This window comes from Cryobacterium sp. TMT1-2-2, from assembly GCF_004403505.1.
Classification (GTDB): domain Bacteria; phylum Actinomycetota; class Actinomycetes; order Actinomycetales; family Microbacteriaceae; genus Cryobacterium; species Cryobacterium flavum.
In genome coordinates, this window is the sequence record NZ_SOGS01000025.1 from 152,722 (window position 1) to 178,911 (window position 26,190).

At 66.0% G+C, this 26,190-nt stretch carries 25 protein-coding genes; 19 read left to right on the forward strand and 6 right to left on the reverse strand.

What is annotated here, in order from left to right:
* Positions 1-61: 61 nt before the first annotated feature.
* On the forward strand, positions 62-2,905 hold the full coding sequence (gene infB, locus E3T35_RS15810) for a translation initiation factor IF-2 (RefSeq protein WP_134343584.1): 2,844 nt from the start codon (positions 62-64) through the stop codon (positions 2,903-2,905).
* Positions 2,906-3,128: 223 nt separating this feature from the next.
* Complete coding sequence (gene rbfA / locus E3T35_RS15815) at positions 3,129-3,620, forward strand: 30S ribosome-binding factor RbfA (protein ID WP_134343585.1); 492 nt, start codon at positions 3,129-3,131, stop codon at positions 3,618-3,620.
* On the opposite strand, the gene E3T35_RS15820 is transcribed toward rbfA, so the two are convergent.
* Genes E3T35_RS15820 through E3T35_RS15830 form a run of 3 tightly spaced genes read right to left on the reverse strand, consistent with a single transcriptional unit; the run spans position 3,617 to position 5,950 of the window.
* Positions 3,617-4,210: a dihydrofolate reductase gene (locus tag E3T35_RS15820; RefSeq protein WP_134380012.1), complete on the reverse strand. Its 594-nt coding sequence runs from the start codon at positions 4,208-4,210 to the stop codon at positions 3,617-3,619. The two genes, rbfA and E3T35_RS15820, sit on opposite strands and share 4 nt — an antisense overlap.
* Positions 4,207-5,028 carry a thymidylate synthase gene (locus E3T35_RS15825; protein WP_134343587.1) on the reverse strand — a complete coding sequence of 274 codons (822 nt, stop codon included), beginning with the start codon at positions 5,026-5,028 and terminating at the stop codon, positions 4,207-4,209. The genes E3T35_RS15820 and E3T35_RS15825 overlap by 4 nt, the downstream gene beginning before the upstream one ends.
* Positions 5,029-5,050: 22 nt before the next feature.
* Complete coding sequence (locus E3T35_RS15830; protein WP_134380014.1) at positions 5,051-5,950, reverse strand: A/G-specific adenine glycosylase; 900 nt, start codon at positions 5,948-5,950, stop codon at positions 5,051-5,053.
* A gap of 23 nt (positions 5,951-5,973) precedes the next feature.
* On the opposite strand from E3T35_RS15830, the gene E3T35_RS15835 reads away from it, so the two are divergent.
* Entirely contained in the window at positions 5,974-6,576 is a 603-nt protein-coding gene (locus E3T35_RS15835; RefSeq protein ID WP_134343589.1) for a hypothetical protein, read from the forward strand.
* Here the strand turns inward: E3T35_RS15835 and E3T35_RS15840 are convergent.
* Entirely contained in the window at positions 6,573-7,565 is a 993-nt protein-coding gene (locus tag E3T35_RS15840) for a ketopantoate reductase family protein (RefSeq protein ID WP_134380016.1), read from the reverse strand. The two genes, E3T35_RS15835 and E3T35_RS15840, sit on opposite strands and share 4 nt — an antisense overlap.
* Positions 7,566-7,634: 69 nt before the next feature.
* Between E3T35_RS15840 and truB the strand changes: the two genes are divergently transcribed.
* The 4 genes from truB to E3T35_RS15860 are packed head-to-tail and all read left to right on the forward strand — an operon-like array spanning position 7,635 to position 10,354.
* Entirely contained in the window at positions 7,635-8,549 is a 915-nt protein-coding gene (gene truB / locus E3T35_RS15845) for a tRNA pseudouridine(55) synthase TruB (protein ID WP_134380018.1), read from the forward strand.
* Entirely contained in the window at positions 8,546-8,914 is a 369-nt protein-coding gene (locus E3T35_RS15850) for a hypothetical protein (RefSeq protein ID WP_092340934.1), read from the forward strand. The genes truB and E3T35_RS15850 overlap by 4 nt, the downstream gene beginning before the upstream one ends.
* 58 nt (positions 8,915-8,972) lie before the next feature.
* The gene (locus E3T35_RS15855; protein ID WP_092340935.1) at positions 8,973-9,410 is read left to right on the forward strand and encodes a hypothetical protein; all 438 of its coding nucleotides are present in this window, start codon (positions 8,973-8,975) and stop codon (positions 9,408-9,410) included.
* Positions 9,407-10,354: a bifunctional riboflavin kinase/FAD synthetase gene (locus E3T35_RS15860; protein WP_134380020.1), complete on the forward strand. Its 948-nt coding sequence runs from the start codon at positions 9,407-9,409 to the stop codon at positions 10,352-10,354. Before E3T35_RS15855 ends, E3T35_RS15860 begins: the two co-directional genes overlap by 4 nt.
* Here E3T35_RS15860 and E3T35_RS15865 read toward each other — a convergent pair.
* Positions 10,351-10,581 carry a hypothetical protein gene (locus tag E3T35_RS15865; RefSeq protein ID WP_134343594.1) on the reverse strand — a complete coding sequence of 77 codons (231 nt, stop codon included), beginning with the start codon at positions 10,579-10,581 and terminating at the stop codon, positions 10,351-10,353. The genes E3T35_RS15860 and E3T35_RS15865 overlap by 4 nt on opposite strands.
* A gap of 121 nt (positions 10,582-10,702) precedes the next feature.
* On the opposite strand from E3T35_RS15865, the gene E3T35_RS15870 reads away from it, so the two are divergent.
* Both E3T35_RS15870 and E3T35_RS15875 read left to right on the forward strand, forming a co-directional pair.
* Positions 10,703-11,356 carry a ScbR family autoregulator-binding transcription factor gene (locus E3T35_RS15870; RefSeq protein ID WP_134343595.1) on the forward strand — a complete coding sequence of 218 codons (654 nt, stop codon included), beginning with the start codon at positions 10,703-10,705 and terminating at the stop codon, positions 11,354-11,356.
* Between the two features lie 9 nt (positions 11,357-11,365).
* Complete coding sequence (locus E3T35_RS15875) at positions 11,366-12,589, forward strand: CynX/NimT family MFS transporter (protein ID WP_134343596.1); 1,224 nt, start codon at positions 11,366-11,368, stop codon at positions 12,587-12,589.
* A 6-nt stretch (positions 12,590-12,595) separates the two neighbouring features.
* Here the strand turns inward: E3T35_RS15875 and E3T35_RS15880 are convergent, their stop codons facing one another.
* Entirely contained in the window at positions 12,596-13,540 is a 945-nt protein-coding gene (locus tag E3T35_RS15880; RefSeq protein ID WP_134380022.1) for an ROK family protein, read from the reverse strand.
* A 115-nt stretch (positions 13,541-13,655) separates the two neighbouring features.
* Here E3T35_RS15880 and E3T35_RS15885 point away from each other — a divergent pair, with 115 nt between their 5' ends.
* The 10 genes from E3T35_RS15885 (at position 13,656) to E3T35_RS15930 (ending at position 26,102) form a co-directional block, all read left to right on the forward strand.
* Complete coding sequence (locus E3T35_RS15885) at positions 13,656-14,612, forward strand: sugar-binding transcriptional regulator (RefSeq protein WP_092340944.1); 957 nt, start codon at positions 13,656-13,658, stop codon at positions 14,610-14,612.
* Positions 14,609-15,622, forward strand: coding sequence for a deoxyribose-phosphate aldolase (deoC, locus tag E3T35_RS15890; RefSeq protein WP_134380024.1), 1,014 nt, complete (start codon positions 14,609-14,611; stop codon positions 15,620-15,622). The genes E3T35_RS15885 and deoC overlap by 4 nt, the downstream gene beginning before the upstream one ends.
* A 9-nt stretch (positions 15,623-15,631) precedes the next feature.
* Positions 15,632-17,173, forward strand: a complete 1,542-nt coding sequence (locus E3T35_RS15895; RefSeq protein WP_134343599.1) for an aldehyde dehydrogenase family protein — start codon at positions 15,632-15,634, stop codon at positions 17,171-17,173.
* Positions 17,170-18,033: an aldehyde dehydrogenase gene (locus E3T35_RS15900; RefSeq protein WP_134343600.1), complete on the forward strand. Its 864-nt coding sequence runs from the start codon at positions 17,170-17,172 to the stop codon at positions 18,031-18,033. The genes E3T35_RS15895 and E3T35_RS15900 overlap by 4 nt, the downstream gene beginning before the upstream one ends.
* Before the next feature lie 87 nt (positions 18,034-18,120).
* Complete coding sequence (locus tag E3T35_RS15905; RefSeq protein ID WP_134343601.1) at positions 18,121-19,641, forward strand: SDR family oxidoreductase; 1,521 nt, start codon at positions 18,121-18,123, stop codon at positions 19,639-19,641.
* Positions 19,642-19,726: 85 nt separating this feature from the next.
* Complete coding sequence (locus E3T35_RS15910; protein ID WP_104088789.1) at positions 19,727-20,287, forward strand: GDSL-type esterase/lipase family protein; 561 nt, start codon at positions 19,727-19,729, stop codon at positions 20,285-20,287.
* 55 nt (positions 20,288-20,342) lie between these two features.
* Entirely contained in the window at positions 20,343-22,253 is a 1,911-nt protein-coding gene (locus E3T35_RS15915; protein WP_134380026.1) for a DUF2207 domain-containing protein, read from the forward strand.
* On the forward strand, positions 22,253-22,588 hold the full coding sequence (locus tag E3T35_RS15920) for a DUF6804 family protein (protein ID WP_241987563.1): 336 nt from the start codon (positions 22,253-22,255) through the stop codon (positions 22,586-22,588). The genes E3T35_RS15915 and E3T35_RS15920 overlap by 1 nt, the downstream gene beginning before the upstream one ends.
* Positions 22,589-22,881: 293 nt before the next feature.
* The gene (locus E3T35_RS15925; RefSeq protein ID WP_092340955.1) at positions 22,882-25,068 is read left to right on the forward strand and encodes a DEAD/DEAH box helicase; all 2,187 of its coding nucleotides are present in this window, start codon (positions 22,882-22,884) and stop codon (positions 25,066-25,068) included.
* 5 nt (positions 25,069-25,073) lie between these two features.
* Positions 25,074-26,102, forward strand: coding sequence for a 6-phosphofructokinase (locus E3T35_RS15930; RefSeq protein ID WP_092340956.1), 1,029 nt, complete (start codon positions 25,074-25,076; stop codon positions 26,100-26,102).
* Positions 26,103-26,190 lie beyond the last annotated feature (88 nt).

Here is a 26,190-nt window from a genome sequence, read left to right on the forward strand (position 1 = left end):
GAGACCCGTCCGTTACTAACGGTCTGCCCCTTTCCGGGTGCAGGCCCGGAACAGGAGAATTGTGGCTGCGAAACCACGCGTGCACGAGATCGCTACCGAACTCGGACTCGAAAGCAAGGATGTCCTTGCTAAATTGAAAGAAATGGGCGAGTTCGTCAAAGGACCGTCTTCCAGTGTTGAACCGCCCGTAGCGCGTCGCCTCCGCGTCGCTCTTGAAGCCGTCAGCGCCGCCGCCAAGGCTGCAACGCCCGCGCCCGCTGCCAGTACCCCAACTCCGGCTCGTCCGAGCCACGGCGCCAAGCCGGGAGCTCGTCCGGGCCCGAAGCCCGCTGCCGAACCGGTCGCCCCGGTTGCGTCCGAGGCCGCTCCCGCAGTGGATGCCGCGCCCCTTCCGGTCGCGCCGCTCACCGTCGCCGAGCGCCAGACCCAGGCCGCCGAGAAGGCTGCCGCTGCCCAGAAGGCCGCTGCCGCCGACAAGGCCGCCGCCGCTGAGGCCGCCGACAAGCCCAGCACCGATACCCCGGAAGCGAAGACCGCGGAAGGATCGGCTACGCCGGTCAAGCCGGGTATGCCTCGCCCCGGAGCTGCACGACCGGGCAATAACCCGTTCGCCAGCAACCAGGGCATGGGTCAGCGTCCGGCCCAGCCGCCGCGTCCGGGTAACAACCCGTTCGCGAGTGCGCAGGGCATGGGCCAGCGCCCCGCAACACCCACCCCGAGCAACATTCCGCGCCCTCCGGCGCCTCGCCCAGGCGCCCCGCGCCCTGGCGGACCCGGCCAGGCTGCACGCCCGACCGGTTTCGGACAGCGTCCGGGCGCTTTCCAGCGTCCAGGCGGCGCTCCGGGTGGAGCCGGCGCCGCACGCCCCGGATTCACTCGTCCCGGCGCTCCCGCCGGAGCTCCCGGCTTCGGCCCGCCTCGCCCCGCCGGTGGAGGAGGCGGAGCCGGTCGCGGTCGCGGCCCGGGCGGTGGCACCGCTGGTGCCTTCGGTCGCGGTGGCGGCAAGAACAAGGCGCGCAAGTCGAAGCGTACGAAGAGAGCAGAGTTCGAGCTGCGCGAGGCCCCGTCGCTGGGTGGAGTATCCGTACCCCGCGGCGACGGCGGAACCGTTGTGCGTCTGCGTCGCGGAGCATCCATTACGGACTTCGCCGACAAGATTGACGCCAGCCCCGGAAACCTCGTTACCGTACTGTTCCACCTCGGTGAAATGGCCACGGCAACGGAGTCCCTCGATGAGGCCACGTTCGACGTGCTCGGCAGCGAGCTCGGCTACAAGATCCAGATGGTCTCGCCCGATGACGAAGACCGTGAGCTGCTGCTCGCGTTCGACATCGACATCGACCAGGAACTCGAAGACGAAACCGATGAAGACCTCGAGATTCGTCCTCCCGTCGTCACCGTCATGGGCCACGTCGACCACGGTAAGACCGCGCTCCTTGACGCGATCCGTAACGCCAAGGTCGCCGAGGGTGAAGCCGGTGGAATCACGCAGCACATCGGTGCGTACCAGATCATCACCGAGCACGAGGGTATCGACCGCGCGCTGACCTTCATTGACACACCGGGTCACGAGGCGTTCACCGCCATGCGTGCTCGTGGTGCGCAGGTCACCGACATCGCTATCCTCGTGGTCGCTGCCGATGACGGCATCATGCCGCAGACGATTGAGGCACTCAACCACGCCCAGGCCGCCAACGTGCCGATCGTCGTCGCAGTGAACAAGATCGACAAGCCCGGCGCCAACCCGCAGAAGGTGCGTCAGCAGCTCACGGAATTCGGCCTCGTCGCCGAAGAATACGGCGGAGACGTCATGTTCGTCGACGTGTCGGCCAAGAACAAGACCGGCATCAAGGAAATCCTTGACGCCGTGCTCCTGGTCGCTGACGCCGGACTCGACATGCGCTCCAACCCGAACAAGGATGCCCGCGGTGTCGCCATCGAGGCTCGCCTCGACAAGGGCCGCGGCGCGGTGGCAACCGTGCTCATCCAGTCCGGAACGCTGCACGTTGGAGACTCCATCGTCGCCGGAACGGCCTATGGCCGCGTTCGCGCGATGGCCGACGAAAACGGTGTTGCCGTTCTCGCCGCCACGCCGTCCCGCGCGGTTCAGGTGCAGGGTTTGTCGAGCGTTCCCCGCGCCGGCGACACCTTCCTCGTCATCGAGGAAGACCGTACAGCCCGTCAGATCGCTGAGAAGCGTGAAGCCGCCGAGCGCAACGCACTGCTGGCCAAGGCCCGCAAGCGCATCAGCCTCGAAGACTTCACCCGTGCTCTCGAAGAGGGCAAGGTCGAATCGCTCAACCTCATCATCAAGGGTGACGTTTCCGGTGCCGTTGAGGCCCTGGAAGAGTCGCTGCTCAAGATCGAGGTCGACGATTCGGTTCAGCTGCGCATCATCCACCGTGGTGTCGGTGCGGTCACGGAGAGCGACGTCAACCTCGCTACCGTCGACAACGCCATCATCATCGGTTTCAACGTTCGCCCCGACACGAAGGCCCGCGAGCGTGCTGCCCGCGAAGGCGTCGACGTGCGCTTCTACTCCGTCATCTACTCCGCCCTCGAGGACATCGAGAATTCCCTCAAGGGAATGCTCAAGCCCGAGTACGAGGAGATCCAGAGCGGTATCGCCGAAATTCGCGAGGTTTTCAGCTCGTCGAAGTTCGGAAACGTCGCCGGTGTCATCGTGCGCTCCGGTACCATCACCCGAAATGCCAAGGCTCGCGTTATTCGCGAGGGCATCGTGGTGGGGGACAACCTGGGCATCGAGTCGCTGCGTCGCTTCAAGGACGACGTCACCGAGGTTCGTACGGACTTCGAGTGTGGTATCGGACTGGGCAAGTTCAACGACATCCGAATTGGCGATGAGATTGAGACCATCGAAATGAAGGAAAAGCCGCGCGTCTAGCGATTGGCTTGGGGGTCGGGTTCCGTTGGGAATCCGACCCCGTTGGGGTCGGGTCTCCGCGGAATTTTCCATTAAAAGGGAAGAGAGCGCAGGACCCCTACCCCGATTCCCTTTTAATGCAAAATTCCGCTCCGACCCTCAGTGGGTAGGCAGCATCCGTCTAATACGGCATGAAATCATAGAAGTACCTGGCGCTTCGGTGCCGGCTAACAAGGAGTAAGTCATGGCAGATCCGGAACGCGCCAGAAAGATGGCGGACCGCATTAAGGTCATCATCGCCAAGCGGCTGGAGCGGGGACTTCGCGACCCGAGGCTCGGGTTCGTGACCATCACGGACGTGAAGGTCACGGGCGATCTGCAGCACGCATCGGTGTTCTACACCGTGTACGGCTCGATCGAGGAGCGTACCGACAGCGCAGCGGCGTTGAAGGCTGCGACCGGGCTGATGCGCAGCGAAGTGGGAAAGAACATCACCGCGCGGCTGACACCGTCGATCGAGTTCATCGCGGATGGTATCCCGGAGAACGCGGCGCTCATCGACGATCTGTTGCGCGAAGCGCACGACCGCGACAGTGCGACCGAGGACAGCAAGGGCACGGCCACGTACGCCGGCGACGCCGACCCGTACAAGAAGCCGCGCGAGTACGACCTCGACGACGACTCTGATGACGATGAGTCCGACGAATCTGACGCCGCGAGCACCGCGAAGCACTAGCACCAACAGCACACTGAACGGGGCCTGGGCCCCGTCCGCGTTGAGGGGTGCACTCCCGGCGGCTGCGGCGGGCTAGGACGTCGGGCCGGGGCGGGTGCGGGGGTGCGCTCGTAACGCGCGAAACGGTACGGGAGTGCCGTGGTCGAGCTTAGCCATCCGCTTGGCGGGTTTGCGGTCACGCGGGTCCAGGCGGCCGTGATGGCGGGGGCGTAGGTGTCGCCGGCAATGGAGGCATCGATCTCGGTCACCTCGAGCACGTCGGCGTAGGGCAGAGCGAGCCCATAGATTTCAGCGCCGCCGATCACCCACAGGTCACCCTCGGTGAGGGCGAGAGCGTCTTCCAGGGTGTGGGCAACGGATGCCCCCGCCGCGGCCCAGCCGAGCTGCCTGGTGATCACCACGTTCTTTCGGCCCGGCAGGGGGCGGAATCGTTCGGGGAGGGAATCCCAGGTGCGCCGGCCCATGATGACGGCGCCGTCACTCGTGACGGCACGAAAATGGGCGAGGTCCTCCGGCAGGTGCCAGGGCATGACCCCATCCGCCCCGATGACGCCGCCGAGCGTCTGCGCCCAGATCAGGCCGAGGGTCATACCGCCACCGCGCCGCGGATGGCGGGATGGTGCTGGTAGTTCTCCAGCACGAGGTCGTCGTACTCGTAGTCGAACAGGCTCGCGCGGCCCGGCTTGATGCGCAGCGTGGGGGAGGGGAACGCAGCGCGCGAGAGCTGCTCCGTGACCTGCTCGACGTGGTTGTCGTAGATGTGGCAGTCCCCGCCGGTCCAGACGAATTCACCGAGTTCGAGGCCGGCCTGCTCGGCGACGAGCTGGGTGAGCAGGGCGTAACTGGCAATGTTGAACGGCACGCCGAGAAACAGATCGGCGCTGCGCTGATACAGCTGGCAGGACAGCTTGCCGTCGGCCACGTAGAACTGGAACAGGGCATGGCAGGGGGCGAGGGCCATTTTCGGCAGGTCGGCCACGTTCCAGGCCGAGACGATCATGCGCCGTGAATCCGGATCGGTGTGCAGGGTGTCGAGCACCTGGCTGATCTGGTCGATGGTCTCACCGCCCGGGGTGGGCCAGGACCGCCACTGCACCCCGTAGACCGGGCCGAGCTCGCCGTTCTCGTCGGCCCACTCGTTCCAGATGCGCACACCCTTCTCCTGCAGCCAGGTGACGTTGGAGTCGCCGCGCAGAAACCAGAGCAGCTCGTAGGCGATCGACGCGAAGTGCACCCGTTTCGTGGTCACAAGCGGAAAGCCTGCGGCCAGGTCGAAGCGCAGCTGACGGCCGAACACGCTGCGGGTGCCGGTTCCGGTGCGGTCGGCCTTGCGGGCACCGTTCTCGAGGGTGTCGCGCAGGAGCGCTGAGTACTGGGCATCGGCGGTTGAAGAAGTAGTAACGGTCACCGGTCAATCGTAAGCGATGCGTTCACACCGGCAGGGTGTAGCCGCCCTGCGCCCGCATGGCCAGGCCGTCGGCCAGGAGGCTGGCCAGCGCGCGCCGCAACTGGACTGAATCCGGCCAGACCATATCGAACTCGGCATCCGTCACCGAACGGTGGGTGGACCGCAGTTCGGCCATGATCAGGCCGCGCACCTGCCGGTCGCTGCCCTCGAACTTCTTCTGCACGGCCTTGCGGGTGCCGGTGTATTCCGGGTAGTCAGCGGCCCGCCATGCGCACACAATCCGAATCGGGCATACATCGCAGTGTGGGCTGCGGCTGGTGCACACCACCGCACCGAGTTCCATGATCGCGGCGTTGAACAGGGCCGCCTCCTGGGCACTCTGCGGCAGCAACGTGCCCATCGCCTTGAGGTCGCGGCCTCGGCTGGGCGGGGAGGGTTCGCCGGCGCCGGCAATCGCCCGGGCGATCACCCGCCGCGTGTTGGTATCCACGACCGGATGCCGATAGCCATACGCAAACGTCGCCACCGCCCGCGCGGTGTAATCCCCAATGCCGGTCAGGGCCAGCAGATCGTCAAGGTCGGACGGCACGACGCCCCCGTGCAGCTCGGTGATCTGCACCGCCGCGGCGTGCAGCCACAGCGCGCGCCTCGGGTAGCCGAGGCTGGACCAGGCCCGTACCGCCTCGCTCGGCGGAACCGCGGCCAGCGAGGCCGGTGTGGGCCAGCGTGCCAGCCACTCTTCCAGCCGGGGAATGACCCGGTTCACCGGCGTCTGCTGCAGCATGAACTCGCTCACCAGAATGCCCCAGGCCCCGAAGCCGTCGCGGCGCCACGGCAGGTCGCGGGCGTTCTCGGTGAACCAGGCGTTGAGCGTGGCGCTGACAGAGGCCGCATTGGTCTGCGGAGAGGGTGTGACGTTCATCCGTTCTAACCTAGGCTCGATTCATGAAGCTGGTTTCCACACCGCGCATCGACTTTCTGCGCACCCTCGCCGCCGAGATTCTGCACAACTACGGTCGAGGCCGCACGATCATCGCCATCGACGGAACGGATGCCGCCGCTCGCGCCACCTTCGCCGACGACCTCGCCGCGGTCTTTCGGGAACAGGAGCGGCACGTGTTTCGGGCCAGCCTGCGCTACTTTCAGCACTCCCGCGCCGAACAAGAGCGCCTGGCACCCGACACACCAGACCGGCTGTACCGAGTCGGCTACGATTACTCCGCACTCCGCCGGGCGCTGGTTGAACCGTTTCGGATGGGCGGCAGTACCGGCTTCGTCACCGAGGAATTCGACCCCGACCGCGATGCCTGGATTCAGCCGACCTGGCAGACCGCGCCCGCCGATGCCACGCTGATCATCGACGGCGACTACATCAACCGCCCCGAACTGCACGGGCTCTGGCTGTTCAGTGTGCTGCTGGAGGGCGAACGGGGCAGCGAGCCCCAAACGCGCTACCTCGCTGAGGTGCACCCACGCGATATCGTGTCGGCCGTGGTCGACGAGACCAACCCGCAGGCCCCGCGCCGCGTGCTGACCGACCGCTGCTAGCGAAACCAGCCCCGTACTTCGGCCGGCGTCAGAAAGACACCGCTCTGCTCGACCTCGTGCACCAGTTCGGTGAGTCGCGCGTTCACCGGCGCCGTGGTGCGGGCCGCCGCCGCGGCCCGCATCACGGCGCCGTTCAGAAAATCGATCTCGGTGCGCTGACCGCGCGCGAGACTCTGCAGGGTCGAACCCTGGTTTGGCACAGTGCCCATGCGGGTGCGCATCGAGAGTGGCAGCACCTGCCCGGCCCAGACCGGCGCGAGGGCAAAGAGACGCAGGCGCCACTGCGAAAGCCCCTGCAACGAGCCAAACCGCACTCCGCTGGCTCGGCCGACACGCACGGTTTCGCGCATGCTCCGGGTCATGAGCTGGCGAAGGCCGGCCTGACCGATCACGTCCTGCACGCTCATCCCGGTGATGGCCGGCAGGGCGTTGAGCATGTTGACAACGAGCTTGGTCCACTGTGCACCAACGAAATTATCCAGGGCCAGGGTGGGCACGGCGGCGTCCAGCAGCGCCTGCCAGCGCAAGGTGGCGGCATCCGCTCTGCCATCGCCGCGGCCGAGATAGCTCTGGGCGGCCGTGGTGACCCGCACCCGGCCCGGCCCCTCATAGTGCGCGGCAATGATCGTGATCAGCCCGAAACAGTCCGAGTGGGGCAGCAGCCTGCGCGCTGTCATGACCCCGTCGAGCCCGTTCTGCACCACGATCACCGGGATACCGTCGAGCACGGCGGAGTTCTCGGCAATTGCCGCCGCGGCATCCTGCGCCTTGGTACAGATCAGCGCCAGATCGCACGGTTCCGTCAGCCGTTCAACCGCGAGCGGCCGCGCGAGCCGATCGCCGAAGCCCCCGGTCAAGCGGATGCCCTCGGACAGCAGAGCCGGCAGCGCCGCCCCGCGGGCAGTCACCACCAGATCATGCCCCTCGGCCGCGAGCAGGCAGGCGAACGTACTCCCCAGGGCGCCAGCACCGATCACCGAGATTCTCACGGCTCATATACTACGGCTCATTAGCCGATTCGCACCGCGGCCCCCGTCGCACGCTGGTACCCTCAGGAAGTGACCAGCGGCCTTCTACTCATTGACAAGGCGCAGGGCTGGACCAGCCATGACGCTGTCGCCCGAACCCGGCGTCTGGCCGGAACCCGCAAGGTCGGCCACGCCGGCACCCTCGACCCCATGGCCACCGGGCTGCTCGTACTCGGCATCAACAGCTCGACCCGGCTGCTCAGCTACGTCGTCGGCCTCGACAAGGAATACCTTGCCACCATCCGCCTCGGCCAGTCCACCACAACGGACGACGCGGAGGGCGACTGCCTCACCCGCGCCACCGCCGAGCAGGTCGCCGGTATCACCCCCGCGGCCGTCGCTGCCGGCATAAAGGACCTCACGGGCGACATCAGCCAGCAGCCGAGCGCGGTCAGCGCCATCAAGGTCGACGGTAAGCGTGCCTACGCCCGGGTGCGTGCCGGTGAAGACGTGCAGCTGCCATCCCGGCCGGTGACGGTGAGCGAATTCGAACTGCTCTCCAGCACCCGCTGCGACGGATTTCTTGACCTCGAGGTGCGCGTAGAGTGCGCCTCCGGCACCTACATTCGAGCCCTCGCCCGCGACCTCGGGCGCTCGCTCGGCGTCGGTGGGCACCTCACCGCGCTGCGCCGCACCCGGATCGGCCCGTTCCGCATCGAGAAAGCGGCGACCCTCGAACAAGTCGACGTCGCCGCCCAACTCATTTCGCCAGCGGATGCCGCCACCCGGCTGCTCCCGCGCCTCACGCTGACCCGCGAGCAGGCCGTCGACCTCGGCCATGGCAAACGCATCACGGTCGAGCCGGATGCCACCCGCACCGGACCGGTCGCTGCCATCGCTCCCGACGGCCGCCTGGTCGGACTGGTCGAATACCGCGGCGACCAGGCTAAGTCTCTGCTGAACTTTCCACCCGATGAACCGAGCGAATCGACACCCACCCCATGATCGAATGGTTCACCTGGCTGCAACTGGCCATCGCCGTGCCCGGCGGCGTGCTCTGCGTCGTCCTGGGCCTGTTCGGGCGCAAACCCACCGACCTCACCATGGGCGCGACAGCACTCGTTGAACTCTTGCTGATCGTCCAGCTCGCGGCCGCGATCGCGGCGCCGCTGGCCGGCAACACGGCCACCGGCAGCCTGCTCGAGTTCTACACCTACCTGATCAGCGCCATCCTGCTGCCGGTCGCGGCCGGATTCTGGGCACTGGTCGAACGCAGCCGCTGGAGCACGGTGATCCTCGGCGTCACCTGCCTGTCGGTCGCCGTCATGCTGTACCGCATGAACCAGATCTGGAACGTGCAGGGCAGCTAAGCGGTTCCAGGTTCGCTCCGATGCTGCAATAATTACAGAACCAGATGAATGCCGAGCAATGACACAATCAGACACCGGAACGCCAGCCCCCTCCAGCCGGGTGAGCGGCATCGGTCGACTCTTGATTGCCGTCTACGGCGTGCTGGCCCTCGCGGCCACCGGGCGTTCGTTCGTACAGATCGTGCGGGCTTACGATGAAGCACCGCTCGCCTACACACTGTCGGCTCTCGCTGCCGTCGTCTACATTGTGGCCACGATCGCCCTGATCAAACGCAGCGCCCTCTGGTATCGCATCGCCTGGACCACGATCAGCTTCGAACTGCTCGGAGTGCTCGTCGTGGGAACGCTGAGCCTGGTCGACCCGGCGCTGTTCCAGCATGCCACCGTGTGGTCGGTCTACGGCAGCGGCTATGTCTTCATTCCGCTGGTACTCCCGCTGCTGGGCATGTGGTGGCTTCGACGTCACCCGGTCGCGTTGGCCGAGGGACGCTCATGAAAATCCTCTATGGTGTCAACTCGGTGCCGAGCGACTGGCCCAAGTCGGCCGTGAGCATCGGCAAGTTCGATGGTGTGCACGCCGGGCATCGCGCGGTCATCGCCGAACTCAAGGCCATCGCGGCCCGGAAACAACTCGCGACCGTCGTCGTCACGTTCGACCGGCATCCGCTCGCCCTGCTTTCGCCGGCCACCTGCCCGAGCACGCTGGTCAGCGCCGAGCAGAAACTCAACCTGATCGCCGAGACCGGCGTTGATGCCACGCTGCTGCTCGAATTCAACCAGGCACTCTCCAGCCTGCCTCCGCGTGACTTCATCGAGCGCATCCTGGTCACCGCGCTGCATGCCCGGTTTGTGCTGGTCGGTCGCGACTTTCGGTTCGGGGCGAAGGGCGCGGGCGACGTGGCCCTGCTCCGTGAGCTCGGCACCGAGTTCGGCTACGAAGTGCGCCTGATCGACGACCTGAAGCCCGACGGCGCCCGAAGGGTGTCGTCGACCTGGATCCGCGAGCTGCTCGGCAGCGGCGAGGTCACCGAAGCCGGCGAACTGCTCGGCCACCTGCCCACCGTTCGCGGCGTCGTCGTGCACGGTGCCGCCAGGGGCCGCGAGCTCGGTTTTCCCACCGCCAACCTGTCAGCCGATTCCGACGGCCTGATTCCCGCCGACGGCGTGTACGCCGGGTGGCTGAGCGATGCGGGATCCCGCTACCCGGCAGCCATCTCGGTGGGCAACAACCCCACCTTCGACGGCGTGGCCCCGAAGCAGGTCGAAGCGTACGTGCTCGACGAAGTGGATCTTGACCTCTATGACCACGTCGTCGACGTATCGTTCGTGGAGCGGATTCGCGGCATGGTTGCCTATTCGGGCATCGACCCGTTAATCGAGCAAATCCGCGATGACGTCGCGCGGGTTCGGGCAATTCTGAGCCGCACGAACGCGCGTTAGTCCAGCCGCAGCCGGTTGCCGACGGCGAACCAGGCCGTCGCGCCGAACAACGGGGCGAGCAGGACCGCCAGCACCCAGTTGGTACGAACGCTGGGGCGCAGGTGCGCGGCCCGCCCGATCTGAATCATGGCCACGAGCGACAGCGTGAGCACGATCACGCCGGCACACACCGCCACAATGATGCCCACCCAGCCGTTATCGCCCACATCCCCCATGTCAGAAACCATACCAAATAGTATTTTTATTGTACAGTCACAAACAGAGAATGGTGGAGGCCTCCGGGGTCATCGCGTGGGGGGCTACTTCGCCCCGGTACGCTGGGAACACGAGTAATTTCCTGGGGGTTTTATGTCACAACAAGCACGAGCAATAGAAACGCGCGCAGCGATAATTCGCGGTGCCGCGGAAGCTTTCGAGCAACGCGGATACGGGAGCACGTCCCTCGCGCAGGTGAGTGCTGCCGCCGGGGTAACCAAGGGAGCCCTGTACTTTCACTTCGATTCCAAGGAAGCCCTCGCGGTGGCCATTATCGATGCCCAGCACGAGAAATCGGTCGGTGCCGGCCGAGCGCTGCTCGACAGAAACGTGCCGGGCCTGCGCGCCCTCGTCTCCATGTCCTACGAGCTGGCTCGCCAGTTGCGCGATGACCTCATCGTCAGCGCCGGGGTGCGCCTGACCATTGAGGCCGTCAATTTTTCCACGCCGGTGTCGGCTCCCTATCTCGACTGGATGGTCGCCTGTGAGGAATTTTTGCGCCGGGGGATCGCCGACGGAGATGTGGCGCCAACGGTCGATGTGCCGGCTGCAGCACGCTTTTTCACCGCCGGTTTCACCGGCGTGCAGGTCGTCTCGGACGTTCTGACCAGGCGCGGCGACATCGACCAGCGACTGACCGAGATGTGGTCGCTGATGCTGCCCGGTCTCGTAGCCCCCGAACGCTGGGACGACTTGAAGAATCTGGCCGTCGAGGTGCAGCGGGAACGCAGCCGACCGCAGCCCTAGACTGACCGAGTGAATACCGCCTCCTCCCGCCGACTGTGGCCGGGGCGCGGCCTCGCCCTGCTAGGCATCATTTTCGTGGCGGCCAACCTGCGCAACGCTGTCGCAGCGCTCTCGCCGATCGTGACCGAGATCAACGTCGATATCCCCCTGAGCACGGTGTCAATCGGGGTGCTCGGCATGCTCCCACCGGTCTGCTTCGCGCTGTTCGGCATCTTCACCCCCATGATCACCCGCCGCCACGGACTCGAAGCGCCACTCGTGCTCGCCCTCATCGCCATTCTTCTCGGTCACCTCACTCGAGGCTTGTCCGGCTCGATCACCATGCTCATCATCGGCAGTGTCATCGCCTTCGCCGGACTCGGCATCGGCAACGTGCTGCTGCCGCCACTGGTCAAGAAGTACTTTCCGGACCGCGTCGGGCTCATGACGAGCGTCTACGTCACCGTGGTGTCCTTGAGCGCCCTCGTGCCGCCCCTGATCGCCGTTCCGGTAGCGGATGCCGCCGGCTGGCGGGTCTCGCTCGGCATATGGATGCTGCTGGCTCTGCTGGCTCTGGTGCCGTGGATCACCATGCTCCTGCGGCATCGCACCACGCAAACCCCCGGCCCGGTCGTCGACGAGGCCGACGCTGCCATTCTCGGTCGCCTCTGGAAATCATCGATCGCCTGGGCGATCGCCGGGGTGTTTGCGGCCTCGGCGCTCAATGCTTACGCCATGTTCGCCTGGCTGCCGCAACTGCTCGTCGATACTGCGGGGGTCAGTCCGGCCCAGGCTGGAACCCTCCTCGCGGTCTATGCCGGCATGGGAATACCGTGCGCGCTGATCATTCCCGTGCTCACCGCCCGCATGGCCAACGTCGGGCCGCTTGTCTATATCGGAGTGTTCCTGTTCGTGGCCGGTGATCTCGGTCTACTGTTCGCGCCGGAGACCCTGACCTGGCTCTGGGTCAGCTTTGCGGGCCTGGGGCCGTTGTTCTTTCCGCTCGCGCTCGTGCTGATCAACCTGCGCACCCGCACCCATGCTGGCGCTGTGGCTCTCAGCGGCTTTGTGCAGAGCGTCGGCTACACACTGGGAGCCCTGGGGCCGCTGGTTTTCGGTCTATTGCACGAGCTCAGCGGCGGCTGGACCTGGCCGCTCGGCTTTCTGCTCGCCACCGCTTCGGCGATCATCATCGCGGGGACCGTGATCGGTCGTCCGCACATGCTCGAGGACGATCTGGAACGCTCACGCTGACGGACTTCAGGGCACCAGTTCGGCTCGGTGGATCAGTGCCGCAGCACCGATCAGCGGGCCGTCGCCCGACAGCGCTGACGGAACCACTCGCACCCGGGTGGCATAGGCGAACTGCACCCGCCGTTTGATCGCCTCGCGGGCGAACTCGAGCAGGTCGGGGGTGACGTTGGAGAAGCCGCCGCCGATGGCCACGAGGTCAAGGTCGAGCAAAGTTGCTGCGGACGCGATAGCCTGACCGAGCGCCTCGCCGCTGCGTGCAACGGCGGCGACCGCGATCGGATCGGCGGCCGCGTAGGCTGCCGCGAGGTCTTCGCCCGACTCGCCGGTGAAGCCCTGGCTGCGTGCCCAGGCGACGGTCTTCGGCCCCGAGGCGATGGCCTCGATGCAGCCCACTCCACCGCAGGCGCAGGGGTCGCCAAAACCGCCGACCTCGATGTGGCCGATATGCCCGGCGTTTCCGGTCGGCCCCGACGCGGTCACCCCGCCGAGGATCAGGCCGCCGCCGATGCCGGTCGACACGATCATGCCCATCAGGTTGTCGACGCCCTGGCCGGCGCCGACCCAGTGCTCGGCGAGGGTGATGCAGAGCCCGTCCATGCGCAGGCGCACCGGCAGGCCGGGAACGAGGCCGACCACCAGCTCCTTGAGCGGATACTCGCGCCAGACCGGCAGGTTCAACGGTGACACCGCCCCCTGCCGCAGCTGGATCGGCCCGGCACAGCCGATACCGACCCCGACCAACGGATATTTCGGCGGCAGGCTCGCCAGGGTTTGCAGCACCACACCACTGACAGCGGATGCCAGTTCGTCGCTCGTCGCGCGCGCCCCGGTCGGTGCGCGGTGTCGGCTGGTACCGAGCACGACTCCGAGGTCATTTACGAGGGCAGCTTCGACCTTGGTGCCTCCCACATCGACGGCGAGAACGTACGTGGAGGCTTCAATAGCGGGCATGCACTCATCGTAGAAGATCGCGCATCTGCTCAGATGAGCAACAATCCCTACGGCTGTTGATTCGTGCCGCGGACCGTCGTAGGCTGGGTTCAAACGATTGGACCGCGATCTTTCCATGAGCGACACCGACGAACTCCTGTCCATCCGCGCCGCCGAGCTTTACTACGAAGAGAATCAGACCCAGGACGAGATCGGCGTGATTCTGCGCCTGACCCGGTGGAAGGTCGGCCGGTTGCTGGCCAGTGCCAAGGCCAACGGTTTCATCCGCATCGAGATCGTGCATCCGCGCGCCCGCCGGCTGCCGATCGAACGCCGCCTCCGCGAATCGACCGGCCTCACCGACGCCATCGTGGTCTCCTCCGCGGGCGTATCGAGTGACGCCGAACTGCAGTCCCGCACCGCGCAGGCCGCCGCCGACTACCTCACCAGCCTCCGCCCGATTCCGCGCACCCTCGGCATCAGTTGGGGTCGCACCCTGCACGATGTCTCCCTGCACCTCAAACAGGGGTGGGCTCCGGGGGTGAACGTGGTGCAGATCAACGGCGGCGTCAGCCTGAACCAGCGCACCGGCACCGCGGCATCCACTGCCGTCACCATCGCCCACAAGGCCGACGGTTCGGCCACTCTGCTGCCGAGCCCCGCCATCTTCGAACGCCTCGAAACCAAGCAGGCGATGGAAGCCGACCGCACCGTCGCAGGGGTGCTCGCCCTGGCCCGCAACGCGCAGGCCTACGTTTTCAGCGCCGGGCAGGCGGATGCGAATTCCGCCCTCGTCGACAGCGGCTACCTCACCGTGGAGCAGATCGACGACCTCGTCTCCCGCGGCGCGGTCGGCGATGTCGTCGGCCGGTACATCGATGCCAACGGCCGCATCGTCGACCCCGAACTCAACGAACGCACGGTCGGCATCCAGATCGACCAGTTGCGCCGCGCCCCGCTCACCATCGCCGTCATCTCCGGAAACAACAAGCACGCCATCGCTCGCGCCGTCGTGCGTAACGGCCTGTGCACCGTGCTGGTGACCGACGAAGACACCGCGAACGCTCTGCTCCAGGAAAAGGACACCCCATGACTCACAGCCCCCTGGCTACCTACCAGCCGGAACAGCGTGCCCTCGCGCTGATCGGCGGGGAGGCCACCGACGCCAACCTGCGCCGGTACCTGCACGGAATCCCCGGAATCGACGCCGTCGGTCTCGAAGCCCGCGCCGCCGACCTCGGCACCCGCTCGATCAAAACCAGCTCCAAACGCTGGGCGTTCGACACCATCATCGGCCTGATCGACCTCACCACCCTCGAGGGCGCTGACACCCCCGGCAAGGTGCGCTCGCTCGTCGCCAAGGCGCTGGTGCCAGACCCGAGCGACCCCGGTACTCCCCGTGTCGCCGCGGTCTGCGTCTACGGCGACATGGTCGGTACCGCCGTCAACGCGCTCGGCTCCGCCCATGCCGCCGGCGGCACGGAGGGAGTCAACGTGGCCGCCGTCGCCACCGCTTTTCCGAGCGGCCGCGCCTCCCTGGCGATCAAGCTCGCCGACGTGCGCGACTCGGTCGCGGCCGGCGCCGACGAAATCGACATGGTCATCGACCGTGGTGCTTTTCTGGCCGGCCGGTTCGGCCAGGTCTACGACGAGATCGTCGCCGTGAAAGACGCCTGCCGTCGGGTCGACGGTTCGATGGCTCACCTCAAGGTGATTCTCGAGACCGGCGAACTGAACACCTACGACAACGTGCGCCGCGCCTCTTGGCTGGCCGTTCTGGCCGGCGGTGACTTCATCAAGACCTCCACCGGCAAGGTGGCCCCGGCCGCGACGCTGCCCGTGACGCTGTCGATGCTCGAGGTCGTGCGCGACTGGCACCGCCTCACCGGGGTGCAGATCGGCGTGAAACCGGCCGGCGGCATCCGTACGTCGAAGGACGCCATCAAATACCTCGTGACGGTCGCCGAAACCGTGGGGGAGGACTGGCTCACGCCGCACCTGTTTCGCTTCGGGGCTTCCAGCCTGCTCAACGACGTGCTGCTGCAGCGCCAAAAGATGACGACCGGGCACTACTCCGGCCCCGACTACGTGACGATCGATTAGGGAACAACCATGAAATTTCTTGACTACGCCCCGGCCCCAGAGTCGCAGGCCCTGCTGAACCTCAAAAGCGACTACGGCCTCTTCATCAACGGCGATTTCACGGCCGGTCGCGGAACCCCGTTCCAAACCATCAACCCGGCTACCGAGCAGCAGATCGCCATGATCGCCACCGCCAACGAAGCGGATGTCGACGCCGCAGTCGCGGCCGCCCGTCACGCCTACGATGGCGTCTGGTCCCGCCTCTCCGGCAGCGACCGGGGCAAGTACCTGTTTCGCATCGCCCGCCTGGTGCAGGAACGCGCCCGCGAACTCGCCGTCGCTGAGACCCTCGACAACGGCAAACCGATCAAGGAAACCCGCGACGTCGACATTCCCCTGGTCGCCGCCTGGTTCTTCTACTACGCCGGCTGGGCCGACAAGCTCGACCACGCCGGAGTCGGTCCGAACCCGGCCTCGCTCGGCGTCGCCGCGCAGGTCATCCCGTGGAACTTTCCGCTCATGATGCTCGCCTGGAAGATCGCCCCTGCCCTTGCCGCCGGGAACACGGTCGTGCTCAAGCCCGCCGAAACCACCTCGCTCACCGCGCTGCTGTTCGCGGAGATTCTGCAGCAGGCCGACCTGCCCGCCGGCGTCGTGAACATCATCACGGGTGACGGAAGCACCGGGCAGATCCTGGTCAACCACCCAGGCGTCAACAAGGTCGCCTTCACCGGTTCGACCTCGGTCGGTCGGGCCATCGCCCGCTCCGTCGCCGGAACCGACAAAAAGCTCAGCCTCGAGCTCGGCGGCAAGGGCGCCAACATCGTCTTCGACGACGCCCCGATCGACCAGGCTGTCGAGGGCATCGTGCGCGGCATCTTCTTCAACCAGGGTCACGTCTGCTGCGCCGGCAGCCGCCTGCTCGTGCAGGAAAGCATCCACGACGACGTCATCGAGCGGCTCAAGCGCCGCATGCAGACATTGCGCCTGGGCGACCCGCTCGACAAGAACACCGACATCGGTGCCATCAACAGTGCAGAACAGCTCGCCCGTATTCGCGAACTGTCCGATCTCGGCCAGCAGGAAGGCGCCGAACGCTGGAGTACCGACTGCGTCATTCCCGAGAACGGTTTCTGGTTCGCGCCGACCATCTTCACCAATGTGTCCACCAGCCACCGCATCGCGCGCGACGAGATCTTCGGCCCGGTGCTCTCCGTGCTGACCTTCCGCACCCCGGCCGAAGCAATTGCCAAGGCGAACAATACCCCGTACGGTCTCTCCGCCGGAATCTGGAGCGACAAGGGCAGCCGCATCCTCGCCGTCGCCGACAAGCTGCGCGCCGGCGTGATCTGGGCGAACACCTTCAACCAATTCGACCCGTCCAGCCCGTTCGGTGGCTACAAGGAGAGCGGCTACGGCCGCGAAGGCGGCCGCCACGGCCTCGCTGCGTACCTCAAGCCCGCCGTACGCACCGGCTCGCGGTCGATCCCGGCCGCGGAGCACGCTCCGGTCAGCAAGAAGTCCGCATCCGCCAGCAAGAAGTCCGCATCCGCAGAGAAGGCCACCAAGTGAACCGCCTCGCCATTCCCAAGACATACAAGCTCTACATCGGCGGCAAGTTTCCGCGCAGCGAATCCGGCCGCGTCTACGAGGTGCTCTCGCACAAAGGCGACTTTCTCGCCAACGCCGCGAAGGGGAGCCGCAAGGATGCCCGCGACGCCGTGGTTGCCGCCCGCAGCGCCCTCGGTGGCTGGGCCGGTGCCACGGCCTACAACCGTGGCCAGGTGCTGTATCGCATCGCCGAACTGCTCGAGGGCCGCCGGGCGCAGTTCATCGACGAGATCGAGAGCTGCGAGGGCGTCAACGCCGCCGCAGCGAGTGCCCAAATCGACGAGGCCATCGATCGCTGGGTCTGGTACGCCGGCTGGGCTGACAAGTACGTGCAGGTCGCTGGCAACGCCAACCCGGTCTCCGGTCCGTTCTTCAACCTGTCGGTGCCCGAACCGACCGGCGTCGTCGCGATCATCGCCCCGCAGGGCGGCGAATCGCTGCTCGGACTGGTCAGCGCCATCGCACCGGCCCTCGTGGCCGGTAACACCGTCGTCGTCGTCGCCAACGAACTCGCACCGCTGTCGGGGATCAGTCTCGGCGAGGTGCTCGCCACGAGCGATGTGCCCGGCGGAGTCGTCAACATCATCACCGGTTCGCCGGCCGAAATTGCGCCGTGGCTGGCCAGCCACGCCGACGTCAACGCGCTCGACCTCGTCGGTGCCGGCGACCTCGACTGGGTGGAGCTGCAGATCAGCGCCGCCGACACGCTCAAGCGGGTACTCCCACCCGAGTCGGGAGCGGATGCCGCAGCCCCCGCCCTGTCCCGCATCCTCGCCTTCACCGAAGTCAAAACGGTCTGGCACACCAAGGCTATCCTCTAGCCTGTCGCCCGGGTATCCGCTGGCCGCCGCCCGGGCATCCGCTGTGACCGTGCAACGGGTGTCCCAGGCCGCGATAGGCTGCGGCGCATGACCTTACGCAGAGCACTCGTCACCGGCGCGACGGGCTACATCGGTGGACGTCTCGTTCCCAAACTTCTCGACGCCGGTTTCACCGTGCGGGTGCTCGTGCGCACGCCGTCGAAACTGCGCGATGTGCCCTGGGCCGATCAGGTCGAGGTAGTCGAGGGAGACCTCGGCGACCTGGCGTCGGTTGAGCGCGCGTGCGTCGATATCGACGTGCTGTTCTATCTCGTGCATTCGATGGGTGCGGCCGGCGACTTCGAGAAAACCGAGCACACGGCGGCGGAGAACGTCGCCCGGGCGGCCTTCGCCGCCCACGTCGGGCGGATCGTTTACCTCGGCGGGCTGCACCCCGACACGCAGACGTTGTCGGCCCACCTGCGCTCCCGGATGGAAGTCGGCCGCATCCTGATCGACAGTGGCGTGCCCACCATCGCGTTCCAGGCTGGCGTCGTGATCGGCTCAGGTTCCACCTCGTTCGAGATGATCCGCCACCTGACCGACGTGCTGCCCTACATGCCCGCGCCCAAATGGGTGCGCAACAAGATCCAGCCGATCGCCGTGCGTGACGTGCTCTACTACCTGCAGGCCGCGGCCGACCTGCCGCCCGAGGTGAACCGCACCTTCGACATCGGCGGTCCGGACGTCTTGCGGTACGGCCAGATGATGAACGGTTACGCCCTCGAAGCCGGCCTCAAGCAGCGGGCCATCGCGGCTCTGCCGGTACTCACCCCGTGGCTCGCCTCGCAGTGGGTGAACCTGGTCACGCCGATTCCACGCAACCTCGCCATCCCCATCATCGCCTCGCTGCAATACGACTGCGTCGTGCACGAGAGTGATATCGACGAGTTCATTCCGCAGCCGGAGGGCGGCCTCACCGGCTATCGTCGCGCCGTGCGTCTGGCCCTCGGCCGCATGCGAGACGGCGACGTGGAGACCAGCTGGCGCAACTCCTCGATCGAGGGTGCGTCGAGCAACCCGCTTCCGAGCGACCCGGACTGGGCCGGCCACTCCGTTTACACCGACCTGCGCGAGAAGACCACCCCGGCCGACCCCGCAGCACTGTGGCGGGTCATCGAGAGCATCGGCGGCGAAAACGGCTGGTACTCCTTTCCGTTGGCCTGGGCCGTTCGCGGTCTCATGGACAAGGCCGTCGGCGGGGTCGGTCTTCGCCGCGGCCGCCGCAACCCCGACCACCTGCACAACGGTGAGGTGCTCGATTTCTGGCGGGTCGAGCAGATCGACCACGGAAGCTTTCTGCGCCTCCGCGCCGAAATGCGCGTCCCAGGCCGGGCCTGGCTCGAAATGAGCGTGACACCAACGGATGCCGGCGGCTCCCTCTACCGCCAGCGCGCGGTGTTCTTTCCCCGCGGCCTCGGCGGGAGGCTGTACTGGGCGGCGATCCTGCCGTTCCACGGCATCATTTTCGAGGGCATGGCCACCCGCATCACGGCCACGGCGGCGGTGGAGCCGAAAACCGAGGTGCCGCATCCGCTCGGCGCAGTATCTCGTTCTGAGGATAACTGAGGTTCCAGTAGAACGTGCGTATACTCTGAGAATTCTGGCGGCTCGGCCTGGTTCGGGGCATGATGGTTACGAGTAGGAGGCCACTATGTCAGTTTCTCTCGCCTTTCTGGGCGACGGCCTTGTCGCGAGCGGTCTGTGGGACGAGTGGTTTCCCGAGCACGATGTGCACAATTTGGCCGCCAGTGGAAACACCACTGATGAGGTGATCGCGCAGATTGATCGGGTGATTGAGTTGCGGCCGGACGCCATCGTGATCGGGGTCGGTACCAACGATCTCGGCTGGCGCAAGTCCGACGAATACGTCGTGCGCAACGTCGAGACCATCCTGCACACCCTCCGTCGAGCCCTGCCAGAGACCCGCATAATGGTGCAGTCTGTTTTACCACGTGACCGGGACTTTGCCGAGACCATCCGCTCAATAAACCGGCACGTGTGGCAGTATGCACCCACCCAGCACGTGCAATACCTTGACCTCTGGCCGGCTCTCGCCCTGCCGGACGGCGAGCTCGACCCGGCACTCGGTATCGACCGCCTGCACCTGAATCCGGCCGGGTACGCGGCCTGGCTCGCCGAACTGAAGCCGGGGCTGGAGATGCTGTTCGAACGCCCGCCGTCGACGACATCGATTCCCATCCAGCACGCCTGAACCGCCAGGGACGAGCACGCGGCTGCCTGCTTGGCACGCTCGGTAGAGTGGACTCATGCTCAGATCGGTTCGCCCCGCACTCGTCCTCACTCTCGGTGCGCTGATTAGCGGGGGTCTGGTCATCGGGGGAGCCGTGCTCGCCCCGACGCCGCCAGCGCAGGCCGCCACCGCTCCGCTCAGCCTGGTGGGCGCAGGCGTCAACGACTTCAGCTTTGACTCCTTCGACGCCCAATACGACCTTGGCCTGGACGCTGACGGCCGGTCAACGCTGACAACCGTCGAGACCATCGTGGCCCGCTTCCCAGAGATCGACCAAAACCACGGCATTCAGCGCGCCATCCCCACGCACTACCGGGGGCGTCCCACCGACATCGTGATCGAGAGCGTCACTGACGAGAACGGCACGCCCCGACCGTTTGGCACCGAGACCACCAGCGAAGACCGCGATGAAGAGTTTCTCGTGGTGACGAGTGCCGCCGACGAATTCGTACACGGCGCAGAGACCTACGTGATCACGTACGCGCAATCCAACGTCACGCTGTATCCCGACAACGCGAACACCGAAGAGTTCTACTGGGACGTAAACGGCACCGGATGGGACCAGCCGTTCGGCCTGGTCACCGCAACGGTGCGGTTCGATCCGGAGCTCGTCGACCGGTTGAGCGGCAAGCTGCGGTGTTTTCAGGGGCGGGATGATTCTCAGTTGCCCTGTGACAGCATCCGTTTCACCGGGTCCGACACTGAACCCACCATCTCCGCGGTTACCCGCGAGCTCGGGCCGCAGGAGAACCTGACTATCGATGTCGAGTTTCAGCCGGGTACCTTTGTGCCGCGCGATGATTCCTTCACCGCCAACGCCTTCCCCAGCATTGGGCTGGCCGCCGCCATCGTGGCGTTGCTGACGGCCCTGTTGGCCGCACTGTTACGCGCCACCCGATTGCGTGACGCGCACGGTCGATTCACCATCATCGCCGAGTATCTTCCGCCGCGAGGGGTGAACCTGCTCACCTCCGGAGACATCGTCGGTGCCTCGAGCAAGGCGATGGCGGCCCAGTTCATCAGCTTCGCGGTGCGTGGCAACGTGCGTATTCTCGAGACCAGCGACAAGAAGAGTCACTTTCTGCTCGAATTCGTGCACGCCGACGGCGTCGACGAGACCGAGAGCCGCATTCTCGGCAAGCTCTTTCCCGGACTGCAGCCCGGCGACCAACGTGACCTGAAGAAGAAGAGCATTTCGTTGAGCAAGGCGCTGGCGAAGGAACGCACGGCGAGCCACGCGGAATCTCTGCGTTTGGGTTTGCGGGAACAGAAAAACGTCGCCCTGCGCAGTGTGCTCATGGGGATTGCCGTGGTCAGCGGTGGTGTCGCCGTCGTGACCGGCCTGGGCGCCGTCATCACGGTGGTGGGCGGGTTCTGGCCCCTGCTGATCATCGCGCTGGGCGTCGTGGCTGCCGTTGCCACCATCGCGTTGGTCGCCAATTTTAGAACGCTCACTGAAAGTGGTGCGGAACTGCGTGACTATCTGAAGGGCGTCAAGTTGTATATAGGTCTCGCCGAAGCCGATCGGCTGCGAGTGTTGCAGAGTCCGGAGGGAGCCGTGCGTTCCGTCTATCGGCCGGAAAACGGTCGGCCAAATCTCGGCCTTGCCACCGCGACAGCGGATGCCCCCGCCGTACAGATCGTGAAACTCTACGAACGCGTGCTGCCCTTGGCCGCACTGTTCGGGCAGGAGAAGGACTGGTCCGGCGTGCTGAGCCAGTACTACGCCGAGAGCAACACCCAGCCCGACTGGTATTACGGGTCCGGAATCTTCCAGGCGGCGTACTTCGCGGGTGCGATCAGCTCCTTCCAGGCCGCCACGACGGCGTCCTGGTCGGGCAGCGCCACGAGCTCATCGAGCTCCGGTGGAGGCGGCGGCGGTTTCTCGGGCGGCGGAGGCGGCGGCGGGGGCGGGGGAGGAGTCTGATGGGCACTCCAGCCGCACCGACGTTCACTCGCTCGGCTCTCGCGCCTGGCCTGCTGGGCGCCATCGTTCTGCTCGCCGGACTCGCGCTTCTGGACGGCGAGAGTTTCATCATCATTCGCTACGCGGTCAGTATTCTGGCGCTCATCATCTGCGTCTTCGTGATTCAGGCCCGGTCGTGGTACTGGCTGATCGGTCTCGTTCCGATGGCTATCCTGTGGAACCCGGTCGTGATCATCGACCTCAGCGGTCAGGGCTGGGTCTCGGCTCAGTTCATCGCGGCGATCGTTTTCATCGTCGTCGGTCTGCGCACCAAAGTGCCAATTCGCAAGGATTGAACGTCGGGCGTAGACTACTATCGCGTTGAGAGAACTCGATCAGATCTCTACTGGCTCTCGCATTCGGTGGCAGTACCTGTCATATCTGCACCACCGTTGCGACAGCATCCGCTTGACCTTGGGTCCGGCGTCATGATCAGGGCCCGTGCTGTGTTTCGTGTACCACCTGTTTCTGCACGCCGGAGAAACGGTGTGTGCGCACTGCGCGTTTCGGTAACACCAGAATGCCGTGACCGGCACGCTCGGATAGGTACAGCCGGTACCCGTACCGTGCTGCTTCGAAGTGGAGAACAATGGCTTATACCCGCACCGATGCCTCGAGCAGCCGGAACAACCTCGGTCGTAGTGGGTCCACCCGCAATCGGGCTCACCCGCGTTCCCGCGACGATGATGCGCCGATCATTCCGATTCTCGCCCGCAAGGTGCGCGAGGTCGAAGCGAAGGCGCAGTCCGGTACCAAGCTCGGGCCGACCAACCGCACGAAATACCAGGTCATCGCCCTGCTGATGCGAGAGGAACGCGCCCGGGTCAAAGGCGACAAAGAGCTCTCCGACGCGAACCGAGCAGAGCTGCTCAAACGCCTCGATGGGATCGCCCAGATTCTGGCCAAGACGGCCGCCCGTGACACGAGCCTGATAACCCTGCTCGAACCCGATGCGGGCGTCTCCACCGTCGCCCAGCGGTTTCGGCGCGATTGGCTGCTCGAATCCGGTGCCGAGCTCAGCCCCGACGAACTCATCATCACCCGTGAGCCCGAGGCCGCACCGGTCGTGCTGCAGAACCAGGTCATCCCGCAGTCGGTGAAAGCCCGGCAGCTGGCTAACCCGTTCCTGGCCCCCGACTTCAGCGCAGCGGCCCAGCCGATCGTGCACCCGCGTCGACTCGCCAACTGGGAACTGCTCGGCCCCCTGTTCAAATCTTTCGAGTATGGTTCAGGCGGCCAGGCGGCCAGCATGGACATGCCGGAAGCCCCCCGCCTCGACCGGCTCTCCCCGGGCGGCATGGAGCTCATGCGGCACCAGGCACGTTTCATCGAGAGCGCCCGCCTCGGCCACCGCAGCTACCTGCTCGCCGACGAGCCTGGCCTCGGCAAAACCGCGCAAAGCCTGCTGGCGGCATCCGTTGCCAACGCCTACCCGTTGCTGGCCATCGTGCCGAACGTGGTCAAGATGAACTGGGCCCGCGAAGTTGAGCTGTGGACGCCGAACCGGCGGGCCACCGTCATCCACGGCGACGGAGACACCCTCGACGCGTTCGCCGACGTGGTCGTGGTGAATTACGACGTGCTCGACCGCCACCTGGCCTGGCTCGGCACGCTCGGGTTCAAGGGCATGGTCGTCGATGAGGCGCACTTCATCAAGAATTTGTCCTCGCAACGGTCCAAACACGTGCTGTCGCTCGCCGACCAGATCCGCCGCCGTACTCCGGGCGGCAACCCGCTGCTGATGGCGCTCACCGGCACCCCTCTCATCAACGACGTCGATGATTTTCGTGCCATCTGGCAGTTCCTCGGCTGGATCGACGGCGACAAGCCGGCCCCCGCCCTCCTGAAACGCCTCGAAGAGACCGGGCTGACTCCCGCCGACATGGGGTTCTACAAGGAAGCCCGCGCCGCTGTCATTGATATGGGCATCGTGCGTCGCCGCAAGGTCGACGTCGCCGCCGACCTGCCGGCCAAGCGCATCGCCGACCTGCCGGTGGAACTCGACGATGACCTCGGCCGATCCATTCGTCAAGCCGAACGTGAGCTGGGTGCCCGTCTGGTCACCCGCTACCAGGCGCTCGTGGCTGCCCGCCATGCCGGTTCCGGCGGTCCAGCTGTTCCCGACGAAGACCAGCGGGATGCCTATATTCGCGCCGTCGCCCACGCCGAGCTCGAAGATTCCAAGGGCCAGACCACTGGCGAAAACGTCTTCACGATGGTGCGCAAGATCGGTCAGGCCAAGGCCGGGCTCGCAGCCGATTACGCTGCGCAACTCGCCCGCTCGGTCGGCAAGGTGGTGTTCTTCGCCAAGCACATCGACGTCATGGACACCGCGGAGGAGATCTTCGCCAAGCGCGACCTGAAAACGGTTTCGCTGCGCGGCGACCAGAGTGCCCTGGCCCGCCAGGCCGCGATCGACTCGTTCAACAACGATCCCGACGTCGCGATCGCGGTGTGTTCGCTCACCGCGGCCGGTGTCGGCGTGAACCTGCAGGCCGCGTCCAACGTGGTGCTCGCCGAACTCAGCTGGACCGCTGCCGAGCAGACCCAGGCCATCGACCGGGTGCACCGCATCGGCCAGGACGAGCCGGTCACCGCGTGGCGCATCATCGCCGCGCACACCATCGATGCGCGTATCGCCGACCTGATCGGCAGCAAAGAGGGTCTGGCCGCCCGCGCCCTCGATGGGTCTCAGGCAGAGTTTTCGGCCACCGAATCGGTGCAGGCAAGTGCGCTTATCTTCCTGCTCACCCAGGCCCTCGACGGAAAGCTGTAACCCGCATGAAGATCGGTATTCTCACCAGCGGCGGCGACTGCCCCGGACTGAACGCGGTCATTCGCGGCGCCGTGCTCAAGGGGGTGCGCACGCATGATTTCGAGTTCGTCGGAATCCGCAATGGCTGGCGCGGACTCGTGCAGAGCGAGTTCATGGAACTCGATCGTCACAGCGTGCGCGGCCTGTCTCGCCAGGGCGGCACCATTTTGGGCAGTTCCCGCACCAACCCGTTCGAGGGCGAGCACGGCGGCCCGGAGAATATCCAGCGCACCCTCGACGCCAACGGCATCGACGCCGTGATCGCGATCGGCGGGGAGGGCACGCTGACCGCAGCGCACCGCCTCACCGAGGCCGGACTCAACATTGTCGGCGTGCCGAAAACCATCGACAATGATCTCGAGGCCACCGACTACTCGTTCGGCTTCAACACCGCCGTCGAAATCGCCACCGAAGCCATCGACCGGCTGCGTACGACCGCCGAATCGCACGGGCGCTGCATGGTCGTCGAGGTCATGGGACGCCACGTCGGCTGGATTGCGCTGCACTCCGGCATGGCCGGCGGCGCCCACGCCATCCTCATTCCTGAGCAGCCCAAGTCGATCGAGCAGATCTGCGACTGGGTCGAGCACGTTCGCGACCGCGGTCGGGCCCCGGTCATCGTCGTCTCGGAGGGTTTTCTGCTCTCCGGCATGGAGAAGGCGCACTCCACCAAGGGCCTCGACGCTTTTCATCGGCCTCGTCTGGGCGGAATCAGCGAGATCATCGCCCCGTTGATCGAAGAACGCACCGGCATCGAAAGCCGGGCCACGGTGCTCGGCCACACCCAGCGCGGCGGCGCACCGTCGGCCTACGACCGGGTGCTCGCCACCCGCCTGGGTATGGCGGCGGTCGACGCGATCCACAACTCCCAGTGGGGCTCCATGGTGTCGCTGCGCGGCACCGAGATCGACGTCGTGAGCATCGCATCGGCCACGATCGGCCTCAAGCGGGTCTCACCGGCCCGCTACGACGAGGCTGCCGTACTCTTCGGCTAGAAGAGTGCGCTCGTGGCACGCGTTTGAACTCGTGGCACGCGTTCAAACCAGTGCCAGCTTATCAAACGAGTGCCGCGAGGTGCCGAGC